Source organism: Affinirhizobium lemnae (genome assembly GCF_022968395.1).
GTDB lineage: Bacteria > Pseudomonadota > Alphaproteobacteria > Rhizobiales > Rhizobiaceae > Neorhizobium > Neorhizobium lemnae.
This window is the reverse complement of sequence record NZ_JALJQZ010000041.1, coordinates 21,474-33,112: the sequence shown is the minus strand read 5'-3', so window position 1 is coordinate 33,112 and position 11,639 is coordinate 21,474. Positions and strand designations below refer to the sequence as shown.

At 62.3% G+C, this 11,639-nt stretch carries 7 protein-coding genes and 1 pseudogene; 1 reads left to right on the top strand and 7 read right to left on the bottom strand.

Features of this window, described 5'->3' with window-relative positions:
* Positions 1 to 78: 78 nt before the first annotated feature.
* The 5 genes and pseudogenes from MUU53_RS18820 to MUU53_RS18800 all read right to left on the bottom strand — a co-directional run.
* Positions 79 to 471 (bottom strand): annotated as a pseudogene (locus MUU53_RS18820) (ArdC-like ssDNA-binding domain-containing protein); the annotation flags it as partial.
* A gap of 275 nt (positions 472 to 746) precedes the next feature.
* Positions 747 to 1,334 carry a hypothetical protein gene (locus tag MUU53_RS18815; protein WP_112636419.1) on the bottom strand — a complete coding sequence of 196 codons (588 nt, stop codon included), beginning with the start codon at positions 1,332 to 1,334 and terminating at the stop codon, positions 747 to 749.
* 396 nt (positions 1,335 to 1,730) lie between these two features.
* Positions 1,731 to 2,042, bottom strand: coding sequence for a hypothetical protein (locus MUU53_RS18810; RefSeq protein ID WP_215571104.1), 312 nt, complete (start codon positions 2,040 to 2,042; stop codon positions 1,731 to 1,733).
* The gene (locus MUU53_RS18805; protein ID WP_112636417.1) at positions 2,039 to 2,932 is read right to left on the bottom strand and encodes a DUF7007 domain-containing protein; all 894 of its coding nucleotides are present in this window, start codon (positions 2,930 to 2,932) and stop codon (positions 2,039 to 2,041) included. Before MUU53_RS18805 ends, MUU53_RS18810 begins: the two co-directional genes overlap by 4 nt.
* Positions 2,929 to 4,683: a ParB N-terminal domain-containing protein gene (locus MUU53_RS18800; RefSeq protein ID WP_112668450.1), complete on the bottom strand. Its 1,755-nt coding sequence runs from the start codon at positions 4,681 to 4,683 to the stop codon at positions 2,929 to 2,931. The genes MUU53_RS18805 and MUU53_RS18800 overlap by 4 nt, the downstream gene beginning before the upstream one ends.
* Positions 4,684 to 5,017: 334 nt before the next feature.
* Between MUU53_RS18800 and MUU53_RS18795 the strand changes: the two genes are divergently transcribed.
* Positions 5,018 to 5,611 carry a hypothetical protein gene (locus MUU53_RS18795; protein WP_247262251.1) on the top strand — a complete coding sequence of 198 codons (594 nt, stop codon included), beginning with the start codon at positions 5,018 to 5,020 and terminating at the stop codon, positions 5,609 to 5,611.
* 222 nt (positions 5,612 to 5,833) lie between these two features.
* On the opposite strand, the gene MUU53_RS18790 is transcribed toward MUU53_RS18795, so the two are convergent.
* Both MUU53_RS18790 and MUU53_RS18785 read right to left on the bottom strand, forming a co-directional pair.
* Positions 5,834 to 10,936 carry a DEAD/DEAH box helicase family protein gene (locus tag MUU53_RS18790; RefSeq protein ID WP_247262250.1) on the bottom strand — a complete coding sequence of 1,701 codons (5,103 nt, stop codon included), beginning with the start codon at positions 10,934 to 10,936 and terminating at the stop codon, positions 5,834 to 5,836.
* Between the two features lie 89 nt (positions 10,937 to 11,025).
* A complete protein-coding gene (locus MUU53_RS18785; protein ID WP_247262249.1) occupies positions 11,026 to 11,631 on the bottom strand; it encodes a DUF1419 domain-containing protein in 606 nt (201 codons plus the stop codon).
* Positions 11,632 to 11,639 lie beyond the last annotated feature (8 nt).

The following is an 11,639-nucleotide window of genomic DNA, read 5'->3' as shown; positions in this document are numbered from 1 at the left end:
GTTCGGCAGGCATGAGCTATCCCAGCAAGCTCATTCACTCATCGTGACACTCCCATACTTTCGCCGTTACGGCGCACTGTTGAACACCGAATAGGCCTTCAGGAACGGGATTTCCCGATCCACATCGGTGCCGCTCCCGTCGGCCACCGATTTGGTGAACCGACTGGCGAAGACCACCGTCGAGCCCGTTTCGCCCTTTCGCACGGCTCCGCCCAGTTCGAGAGCCTGTTTGAATGTCATCCACATCGAGGAGCAGAAGCCGCGCGACAGCTGCTCCGACCACAGTAGGAGCACGTTCATGCCGGAATAGGGCAGGCCGTTGTGGCGTACCGGCCGGGTGATACGACCACCGGTATTGGCGGCGCTCCATGGTTTGATCCAGGGGCGTACGCCCTGTTCGAGATCTTCAACGATCCTGTCGGTGATGCGCGTATAGATGTCGATACGATTGTTATCCGTTCTCCTGACCATAACTTCCTTTTCCTTTTCTCGAGACCGCGTCTGTCGCGGTCCGTCACGGAGGTCCGAAGTCAGGGGCCGATAGTGTGCCCATGCACCGGAACGGCCGCAACAGCGTGGAGGACGGCAAAGCCGTTGCATGGGCGCCTGGCCCCTGCAGGACCGCCGACCGGGACGGGCCGCGACAGGCGCGTCTCCAGCTTTTCCTCTCAACACGAAAAATGGCCGGCACCTGCAGGCGCCAGCCTCTGATTTAAAGAAGCGGCGGAGTTGCCCCCGCCAGGGTGTCAACCGAGAGCCGCCATTTGGGCCTCGGCCGCCTTGCGGTCGAGCGATGCCCCGGGGTTCTCGACCGGCCGGTCGAAGGGCTTCCAGGTCTCGCCGACGACCTGTTCGTAGGCGGCCACCGCACCTTCTGCCGCCATCCGCAGTGCGTGGGATTGGACGCCCATGTCGGCTGCAAACTCCCGCTTGCGCTGGGCGCCACTGTCATAGCCGACGGGCCCGTCGAGATCCTCGTCGCGGGCATCGTTCGATGCTTTGGCCGTTGCGTCGCGCGCCTCGGTGACGGCCCTGCTGTAGAACTGTCCAGCGCCATGTGCCGATCCGACGAAGGCCCCGACGATCCGTTGCAGATGGATCTGCATGGCCTTTTCGCCCAAGCCCTCGGAAAGGCTTTCGGCGGTCTCGACGATCAGCCGCTCATGCAGGCTGCGGATGCCATCGCTGTCGACGATGGCCGTGCCGAAGCTTTCGGCGATCTTGTGCGCCTGGATGGTGTCGGGGCAGGAGAGGCGGACCATTTCGAGGGTTGTCCCGCGACGGGATTGCGCCGATCGGGCGGTGGAGCGATTGGGGGTGGCGGGCTTGGCCATGTCTTTTCCTTCCGTGGCTGCCGAAGTGGTTCCGGCCCGTGCCGGTCTGCCCTTCGATGCGGACGACCAGAACCGGCAAAGGACGGGCGGCTTCACAGGTCCGATCCGACTGGGCCAGCAGGGCAGGGTTGCGGGCCAGCAGGTTTTGACCTGCTTGGGACCGCGGGCTTGTCCTCGCGCAGTGAGGTTGGATCGGCCGCTCCGCGGCGCGCAAGCGGCCTTGAAACGACCGGCCGCCGGTTCAGACCGCAGCGAACAGAAGGGCAGTCCGGCACGGGTCAGATGTCAGACGCACGCCGACGAGGGACGACATGGCCAGGCCCGCCACCCTGGGAGATGTCGTGGCCGCAAGATGACCAGATGCCGCCCATTGCACAGCCCCCGTTAGAGGTCCACCTATTCCGCAACCGACGAGATGGGCGCATCACCGCAATGCTCGAGCATATCGATGATCTGCTCCTGCTCTGCCAGCCTTGATGCGAGCGTGTCGAGTTCGCGCCACCGTTCGAAGGCCAGGCGGTCGGCAAGCTCCTGATGGTAGAGACGGGGACCGGACCGGCGGCGCACCCGGCTCCGGACCTCCACTGTGATCGTCTGCCGTCCTGCGCGCGCTGCTATCTGCCGGGTCAGGCAATCGAGATGCCGCTGGGTTTCACGCCTTGCGCCGATTGCCCTCGCCAATGGTTTTGCAAAGAGCACGTCGTTCATGATCCATCTCCCCGGCTTCGCCAGCCGATGAAGGAGGACGGCCCCTGATACTCAGCATGACGGACGGGATCGATGACAAAGCCGAACCGGCTGCGCCCGGCATACTCGTCGCTCGGAACAAGGAAGCGACGCTCATCGTTGTCTGCTCGCCTGTTCCCGCCGACGACCGCCACGACCTCGGTCATGCCGGGGTTCCGATCGGAAAAGATTGCAGATATGACGACATGATCTGCCGCATGGCGCTCATCAAACGCGCGGCGATCCTTGGACCAGCTTTCGCCCTCGGCCAGCTTGCAGCAATGGATCGCCTCCCAGGCATCCGGCCAGGTATTGCGGATGGTCTTTTCGGCCATCGATCGCTCGTAGCCGGTGAACAGCTCTGGAAAGCTGTTGGCCACGATCGCCCATTCGTTATCCTCTTCATACCACGGAGAGTGCTTCCGCAGTAGCGGATGGATTCTGGCATTGCGATCGGCAGAGAGATGAAAGCCGCCATGGCCGGCCGTGCTATGGGCGACGACGCCCTCGGCATAGATGACTGCGATCTGCGAGCCGCCCCATGGCGTGCTCGCCGACATGCGCGTCTGCACGCGGTTCAGCGCAGCGAGATCACGCTTATGCCGGGCCGTCTCGGCAACGCACGTTCGAAACTCGGCCTCGTCGGCCAGCCGGCCGTCGTGCCCGATGAAATCGTCGCGCGTCAGCTCAGCGAGCGGCCGGCGAACGAAGACTGCACTCGCAAGGAATGCGAAGCCGCTCGGCGACGTGACCATGGCAAGGACGGTGTCATCGATGCGTGCGATGGGCATGCCGTCCGCGCTTGTAGCAAACTCCACCCCCGAAAGATCGGGGGTGGAGTTTGCCTTGTTCGACTGGAGGCGGGCGGTCATGCTGCTGCCCTATGATCGAAATCCTGGTCGTGGCCATCTTCAGCCTCGGCGTCGGTGTCGCGCGGATCATCCTGATCCGCCTCCTCTTCGACCCTCGCCTCCTGCTCTTCACCGGGATCGCCGGCATCACCGTCGTCGTCCTGGGAGCCTCTGCCGCTGATATCAGTGGCAACACCTGCACGGATCCAGTCGAGTAGTTCGTCGGCTGGCGGCGCGAAGCGACCGGACGGATGGACGAAGTGCTCGCTCGCAAAATGCTCGACGAGCGCTGCGCGTGTTTCGCGCACCTTGGGCCGGGGCTGGACCGAGGCCTCGGCGCAAGACGCTTCCAGCGCCTGGCGCGACAGGCACAAGAGAAAATCTTCCGAGCCCATGTTCGGCAGGAATTCGTCGGCGCCGATCGCATCGCCGGCGATGCGCGCGATCATGCCGCTGTTCGACATGCCACGGCGGCATGAGAGCACATCGATCAGGACCGAGCGGACGGCGACCCGGAGCGTGTCCAGATCGAAGGCGAGCTTGCCGTTCTCGTCGAACAGGCCGACTGCATGGCGCGAGAAGCGCTTGCCACCATAGAAGGTCCCGTCCGCACCGGAGTCGACGCGGACATTCTGTCCGGCGAAGGCCAGCACCATCAACGCCATCAGCATGTCGTCCTCGATCGGCGCGCGACCGAGCGCATCGTGGAGCGCATCCGTGCGATAGTCGCCGATCATCTCGTGACCCTTCTGCGTCACATCGGGCCGTGCCTTGGGCGACGCGGTCGCGTCGGCATCAGCGCCACCAGCGACCACTCCATCGACGCCCGCGCCCTTCGGCTTCGCTGTCTCCGGCATGCGGTAATGGACGGTCTGCACCTTGCCATCGCGGTCGAGATACATCGCAACGTGGTCAGCTTTGGACGGCTTGCCGTAGACCTGAGAAGCCTTCTTCGGTAGTTCCGGCTGGCCCCAGCTGTTGACGTCGACGATCCCGCCCTTCTTCGGCAGGTTGCTCGTCATCCACTCATGCTGCGCACCGAGGAAGCCTTCGACATTCGTGGTATAGCGGCCATCCTGGTCGGCCGGCGCGAAGAGATCCTCGACCCATTCGATGCCGTAGGCCTGAGCGAGATCATCGCCAAAGCTCGCATCCTTGGCATACATGCGCTTCCTGGTCAGCGCATTGGCAACCTGCCACCAGGACGCGGTGTCACCCTTCTTAGGCTTGTGGGCTTTCCATACCTCCTTCTGGTCGACCTGGCCGGAGGCCGCGATGACCCGCAACTGCTGCTCGGACGGCATGTCACCCAGCGACATCTGTTCCAACATGGCCGGAAGCACATTGGCGAGAAGGCGCAGCTTGCGGATCTGGCGGACGGGGAGGGCGAGAGCGACGGCGATCGCTTCCTCCGTCCAACCGAGAGCAACAAGCCGTTCGATGCCGCGCCACTGATCGACGGGATTGAGAGGTTCACGGACGGAGTTTTCGACCATGGAACGCATCGCACCATTATCGTTGGCAGCGTCCGCGACGAGGATTTCGATTTCCTCGAGACCGGCAGCGATCGCGAGCCGGACGCGGCGATGGCCGGCGTCAATGATATAGCCGTTACCGCCGTCGGCTTCCGGCGCGACCACCGGCGGCTGGACGATGCCGACGGCCTTGATCGTGGCGAGCATCAACGCGTCGGCCTGCGGCGACGACTTTGACTGTCGCATCCGGTCTGGGTTTTCCTTTAGCGCGCGCGGGTCAACCTTCATGATCTGCATGGGACGGTTCCTTTCAGGAGAGTTCCGGACCGGCGCCTTGCCAGCCCTTTCCTGTCTTCATTTTTTTCTCGAAGACATCTCCCGAACCGCAAATCGGCCGGACGGACGCAACTGCGGCCGAGCATCCCTGCTGCGCAGGACGAGCGGGGTTTTGAAGCCCTGCGAAGGACCAGCAGCCGGGATCGCGCAGGCGGCGGTTGAGCGCAAGCGGCGGCAGGAGGCCCGATCGGCGATCGGGTTTTGCTTTCTCTTCTTCTTTCTCCTCTGCCGGCACTTCCCTTTATTTAAACCACATGGTTGTAATCAGTCGGGGAATAAACGTTGAGGGGAAAATATGCTGAGACATTGCTTGGCAGCGCTGGCGCTGCTCATGCCGTCCGCCACGGTCTACGCTGCTGAGCCAGCACAGAAGATATGGCTGTTCAACGGGACAGCCATCGACAACAGCATAAAGTGCGACCTAGCTTCCGCGGCTCGTTCCGGACGCTACAAGATTCTGCCTAACCTGATGAAAGCGCGCGTGACGGTCAATGTTGAGAAATCGAACAATGTCGAAAGCAAGCTCGTATTGAAGTTTCCCTGGTTGGAGATCGGCGGTTCCAGCGGAAATGCAACCGGCAACACGATGAAGAACGACTATGAAGCGACATTCAACATCAGCGGCGAAAACTCCGTGAACTGCCGCAAGAACAACCAATTCACGACTGGCAATCTCGAGTGTTTGAAGGACGCACTGAGGCGTTTGGCCGAATTCGACGACGTCAAAGCGACCTGCGAACGGATTTTCACCGCAACATATACGGGTTCGGCCTCCGCCAAACTTCCCGCATGGAAGATCGAGATCGGACCGGATCTTTCGGCGAAAAATAGCGTGAGCTACAAAGTGAACCTGATCATTCCGGCCTCAAAAGCAAAGGCAGCGCAATAAGCAAGCTCGTCGTTGGCATTGAGGCACTGACACAATTGCCGGTCATGGGGGCAAAAAGAAAGGGCCGCCGGTGAAAACCGCGGCCCGTAAAGTGTGGAGATTTTGAACCTCCAGAGGGGAACAGCTGCTGCGACGGAACTGGGAGGTGACCGTCATGTGCATCAGCTGGGTGCGTTGTGATCCTTTTTTGATCACACAGCATCCATTTATTGTGCAGCGCAGCTATGCGGCTGGCGCGGTCCTCGCCTCATCTGCCTCTGCGATAACTTCCGCGGCCAGATCATCCTCGACCTCACGCAGCTGTTTGCGCTTGGCATCCAGCTCTGTGGCAAACTGGAACAGGCCGCCGGTACGTGTCTGATAAGACGCCAACCGGCGCTCGGCTTCCTCAAACCGCCGGCGATACTGGCGCTGCTCGTTGTCGAAGCCATCAAGTGCGTGCTCCAGGCGTGAGATCGCGCCGAGCGGCGTCACCGTGATGGAGAGATCGACCTCGTATTCGGCCCCGGTGCGCTGGAGGTAGGTTTCGAAGCGATAGCCATCACCCTTGCCGAAACGATCGCCCTCGTAGACCAGATCGAAACCGCCGATCGTCGCCAGATGCACCTCGCCCTCCTGCTGTAACTGCAAAAGTGTGAGGATCTCCTTCATCAGTGCGCGACCGGCCTCCTTACGTTCGGTATGGTCCTGACCGAGCACCTTCATCGTGAAGGCATCGCCCGTGGTTGGCCGCAGCCGCTTGATGTCCTCGCCAATTTCACCGATCCGACGGGTCGAGACCTCGATCTCGCGTTCGGCGTCGCGCATCTGCCGGCGGACGGCATATTGGTCGTCCTCATGGGCGGCGCGTAGCCGTTCCAGCCGGGCGATGTCGGCCTCAAGCCCGGCCTTTTGCATCAGCCGTTCGTCGCCGGAAGCGATTGCCTTGGCCATGGCGAACTGGTTGGCAGCACCCTCGCCGACATCTTCGAGCCTGCGGATTGACGTATCGCCCGAGAGGGCCGCAGCGATGAAGCGAGCCTTGCGCTCGTTGTTTTGCCACATGCTGGCATCGAGCGAACCCTCGGTAGCGTAGGCGAAGATATCCACCTCATCGTGCTGGTTGCCTTGTCGGACGATCCTGCCTTCGCGCTGCTCTATCTGTGATGGCAGCCACGGGACATCGAGGTGGTGCAGAGCTTTCAGCCGAAGCTGCGCGTTGACGCCAGTACCCATGGTTTCTGAACTGCCAATCAGGAAGCGAACCTTGCCAGAGCGGACATCGCCGAACAGGCGTTGCTTCGCCTCGGTTTTCTTGAAATCCTGCATAAAGGCGATCTGCGATGCCGGTACGCCGAGCCGGATCAACTCGTCGCGGATGAACCGGTAGGCAGAGAAGCCACGGGTTTTTTCGACATTGATCGTGCCGAGATCGGAAAAGATCATCTGCGCGGCGCCCGGCAGATCAAAATCCTTGCCATCCGGGCGGCGATAGATCGCTTGGCTGGTTTCCGCCCAGATCCGGTGGGCGTTTCGCACGAGTAGGTTGAGCTTGTTATCCGCCTCATTGTCGGCCGCCGGCATGACGAAGCGCAGGTCGATTGCCGCATGGCGGCCATCGGTAATGACCGAGAGCAGAATGTCGTCACCGGGTTGGGCCGGACCTTCGCGCTTCTCGATCGCCTTGATCCGGCCATCGAGCATCTGCTGATAGGTCTTGAACAGCGCCGTCGGCTTGGCTGTCAGGATCTGCCGCCGCCCGGTCGAGATGTTGGGCACCTTAACGTACTGCCGGAGATCCTCGGGCATGACGACATCGGCGAAGGACCGGAACATGGCGATCAGTTCCGGGACGTTGACGAAGGAAGCGAAGCGGCTGACCGGCTTGTATTTGCCGGATGGCTGGATTTCGAGCTCGGTCGTCGTGTCGCCGAAGCAGGAGGCCCAAGCATCGAACTCGTGCAGTCCGCGCTCAGTAAGTGCCTCATGGCCAAGTAGGCGCTGAATGGAGAACATTTCTCCGAGTGTGTTGGTGATCGGCGTGCCGGAGGCGAGCACGAGCGCCCGGCCGGGGTTCTTCGTCTCGATATAGCGGGATTTGACATAGAGATCCCAGGCACGCTGCGAGCCGTTGGGGTCGATACCCTTCAGGGTCGACATGTTGGTGGCAAACGACAGCTTGCGGAATTCCTGCGCCTCGTCGACGACGATCTGGTCGACGCCAATCTCTGAGATCGTCAGAAGATCGTCCTTGCGAGTGGCGAGGCCTTCGAGCCGCTCCTGCAATCCTTCCTTCAGCCGCTCGAGGCGCTTGCGCGATACACGGTCTTCGCTGTCGACCTTGGTCAGCAGATCCTCATAGAGCTGCAACTCGTCGTGGATCATCGCCTGCTCGAAGGCCGAGGGCACCGCGATGAAACGGAACGCCGAATGGGTGATGATGATCGCATCCCAAGTCGCGGTCGCCGCACGCGACAGGAACCGGGCGCGCTTGTCCTTGGTGAAGTTGGTCTCGTCGGCGACGAGAATGCGGGCATTCGGATAGAGCGCGAGGAATTCACGAGCAGCCTGTGCCAGGCAATGGCCGGGCACGACAAGCATCGCCTTGGCGATCAGACCGAGCCGGCGCTGTTCCATTATGGCGGCGGCCATGGTCATTGTCTTTCCGGCGCCGACGGCATGGGCGATATAGGTCGAGCCATCGGCGATGATCCGCCAGATGCCGCGTTTCTGGTGCCCGTAAAGAACGAAGGCGCCTGAGGCGCCGGGAAGCTTCAGATGGGAGCCGTCGAATTTGCGAGGCGCGATATTGTTGAATCGGTCATTGTAGTCGCGGGCCAGCCGATCGGTGCGATCGGGGTCGGTCCAGACCCAGTCCTGAAACGCCTGCTTGATCCTTTGAAGCTTGTCACGGGCTGCTTCGGTATCGACGACGTTGAGCACCCGACGCTCGCTATCGGCGTCCTTGAACACATCGAAGATCTGCGGCACCCGGCTGTTGAGAGCGTCGGCGAGCAGATCGCCGGCATGGCGACGGCTGGTGCCCCATTCAGATGTGCCGGCGGCGCTGTAGCCAAGCTGGCGGGCCTCCACCGTCCAGGACCCGAGCTCCGGCATATGATGGATGCGGATATCGGCCTCCATCTTCTCTTTGACGAAGGCCACGACATCGGCGGCCGGGATCCATGGGGCGCCGAGGCGTGCTGTGATGTCGGAGGGTCGAAGGTCGGCCGGCTGGACGTCAGTCAGGGCGCGGACGTTGCGCTCATAATTTGGATCTAGCTCGGCTGCCGACTGTGCGGCGGCGAGCTTGGTGCGGACGGCGCCGGAGAGATACCCGTCGGCTGTCTGCCACGATCCATCGGCCGGGTCCCGGAAGATGGCGTCACCCAGCTCCTCGACCACATCAGCCGGATCGCTGTGCAGCAGCTCGGCGATATGGTCGATATCAACGTGCCCACGTTCGTTCAGCACGACGGCGAGTGCATCTGCCGGCGACGTGATGGTTGGTGCCACCGGCGGCGCAATCACGCGTTCGGAAAAGATCGGACCGGGCTTCGCCGTGTCGGTCTCCAGATCGTAGTCCTCGATCGACGCGACCAGCCAGCAGTCCGGGTCGTCCCGGAAGGGTGTAAGGTTTGGCTGGCGATGGGTTTCCTTGACCTCCGCGGTCTCGGCATCTTCCTGGATCGAAACGGTGGTGTGGTTGATCGGCCCGAAGTCACGCACAAAGCTCGACCAGGCGATGCGCAGCCGAACCTGATGATCCCGCCAGGGACGATCGGTTTCCTGCGCTTTCAGCACCTCACGGACGGCATCGCGGATCGGGATGAGTTTGCTGATGATCCGGACGTGCTTTTCCGAGATGCCGTCTCCGGTGCGGCCCTTGCGGACCGTGACCGGCGCGGCCGCGCCGTCGAGCATCTGCATCAAGCCCTTGGAGCGGTCGAGGAAGAAGCTGCCCTCGCGGACAGGCCCGCCCTTAGGCTGCAGATCGACGATCTCGCCAAGCTCATCTCCGAGATCGATGTCGATCGGCGTCGGCTCTCCGTCGTAGAGATCGGCGGGCAGGAGATCGATGGCAGCGGCAAGTGCCGTTTCAAGACCCTTGCCGTCGTGCGGCCGGCATGTGTAGGTCTCGCCGAACGGTCCCGAGGTCAAGGCATGAGCGCCGAGTACGAAGTTGGGGTGACGGGCGAACCACCTGTTGACGCGGATGGCCCCTTCGTCATCTGTGGCGGGCCGGACCTCGTCTACATCCAGCCACAGCTGATCGCCTTCCGGCTCACCAAGTTTGCGCTTGCGGAAGAACAGGATGTCGACGACGACATCCGTGCCGGCGTCACGGCGGAAGCTGCCTTCGGGCAGGCGGATCGCTGCGATCAGGTCGGCCGACTTGGCGATATGCTCCCGCGCCGCCGTATCTGCCTTGTCCATCGTCCCATGCGAGGTGGCGAAAGCTGCGAGCGCGCCGGGCTTCAGGAGATCGATTGACTTGGCGATGAAGTAATCGTGCAGCCGGACGCCGAGCGACCGATAGGCGCGGTCGGAGCGGACAGTGCGATCGGAGAAGGGCGGATTGCCGATGGCGAGATCGTAGATCGGCGCCAGATCGGTGCGGGCGAAGTCTCCATTAATGATCCGGGCCTTGGGCTGCAGCAGGCGGACGATACGGGCCGTGACCGGATCGAGCTCGATCCCGGTGATATAGGCCGCGTCGCGATATTGCTCCGGCATCAGGGCCGGGAACAGGCCTGTGCCGATACCAGGCTCCAGCACACGGCCGCCCCGCCAGCCGAGTTTTCCAATCCCGGCCCAGATCGCCCGGATGATGAACTCCGGCGTGAAATGGGCGTATTGGGTGCAGCGGGCGAGCGAGGCGTAGTCGGCTTCAGATACCGCAGTTTCGAGCGAGGAGCCGAGATCGTCCCAACCTTGTCGGAAATCGACCTCGCCCGGACGGCGGAACATGCCATTGGCCAAGTCGCCAGCGCCGAAGCCGGTGAAGCGGATCAGCTGCGCCTGTTCCTTAGGGGTCGCCGGTCGGTCCTGCTTTGCGATGCCGTCGGCGACCAGGATCGCCGCGACATTGTCGCGGGCGCGGTCCTTCCATGAGGCGCCCAGTTCGCGGTCGCCATTGAGATAGAAGTTTGCCCGAAGTCCTGGCCGCCGTACGGGGGCGGCAGCGACCGGGAGGGCGGGTGCCGGCGCCGGTGGCACTGGATCCGGATCGTCGTCGTTGGCGGCAGCAGGCGAGAAACCGCCAAAGGCGGTGACCCCGAGCCCTAGGCCAGATGAAAGGGCGCTCGAGCCGAACATATCGAAAGTGAAGGGATCATTGCTCATGGGAAAGGCTCCTTTGGAATAGGGACGAGCGCCATTGTCCGGTCGGAGGTTCGACCGGCCGCAACGTCGTCTTGCTGGGATGCGACCGCTCAGGCGGCCAGGGAGGAAGGAAGGTAACGCAGGTGGACCGGCAGCTTAGCCGCGATCTCGTTGTCGCTCAGGGTGTCGAGCAGCTTCAGAAAGGTTCCTTCCGTGCCGCCATAGAGCATGATCGTGCGATGGCCCTGCATCGGCGTCGGCCAGCGGGTGCCGGCATAGCCACGATAGTCGTCCGCAGTGGTGCTCCAGATATGTTCGAGCCGTTCTTCGCGGCTCATGGCTCGAACCGGCCGGGTTTCGCGATCGGCGATTACCGAGCGCATCGTCTCGACCGAGTTGGGATCGGAGAGGTCGCAATACGTATGAAAGTATCGGACGGTGTCATCGATCCGCATCGCGTAAAATACCGAGGTCACGGAACCGCTCATGAACTCGCGCATGGCAAAGATCGGTCCACGCATCCAGAGCGGCGGCAGGATGTCGAGCATGTAGGAATAGGACGTCTCGTCGATCTCAAACCATTCGCCGGCATAAACGTCGGACTGATCACCGGCGAAGCGGTTGGGCCGCTGCGCGTGCCTGTCAAACATGCGGAACATGTCGGCGCGCTTGGCCACACCCTGAAACACTTTGCGGGGGAGGGATATCGAGGTCATCGGCTTAA

Excerpts from the sequence above, each read along its gene's own strand:
- MUU53_RS18815 (WP_112636419.1), bottom strand. The coding sequence starts at position 1,334 with ATGGCCAAGCCCGCCACCCCCAATCGCTCCACCGCCCGATCGGCGCAA.
- MUU53_RS18810 (WP_215571104.1), bottom strand. The coding sequence starts at position 2,042 with ATGAACGACGTGCTCTTTGCAAAACCATTGGCGAGGGCAATCGGCGCA.
- MUU53_RS18805 (WP_112636417.1), bottom strand. The coding sequence starts at position 2,932 with ATGACCGCCCGCCTCCAGTCGAACAAGGCAAACTCCACCCCCGATCTT.
- MUU53_RS18800 (WP_112668450.1), bottom strand. The coding sequence starts at position 4,683 with ATGCAGATCATGAAGGTTGACCCGCGCGCGCTAAAGGAAAACCCAGAC.
- MUU53_RS18795 (WP_247262251.1), top strand. The coding sequence starts at position 5,018 with ATGCTGAGACATTGCTTGGCAGCGCTGGCGCTGCTCATGCCGTCCGCC.
- MUU53_RS18790 (WP_247262250.1), bottom strand. The coding sequence starts at position 10,936 with ATGAGCAATGATCCCTTCACTTTCGATATGTTCGGCTCGAGCGCCCTT.
- MUU53_RS18785 (WP_247262249.1), bottom strand. The coding sequence starts at position 11,631 with ATGACCTCGATATCCCTCCCCCGCAAAGTGTTTCAGGGTGTGGCCAAG.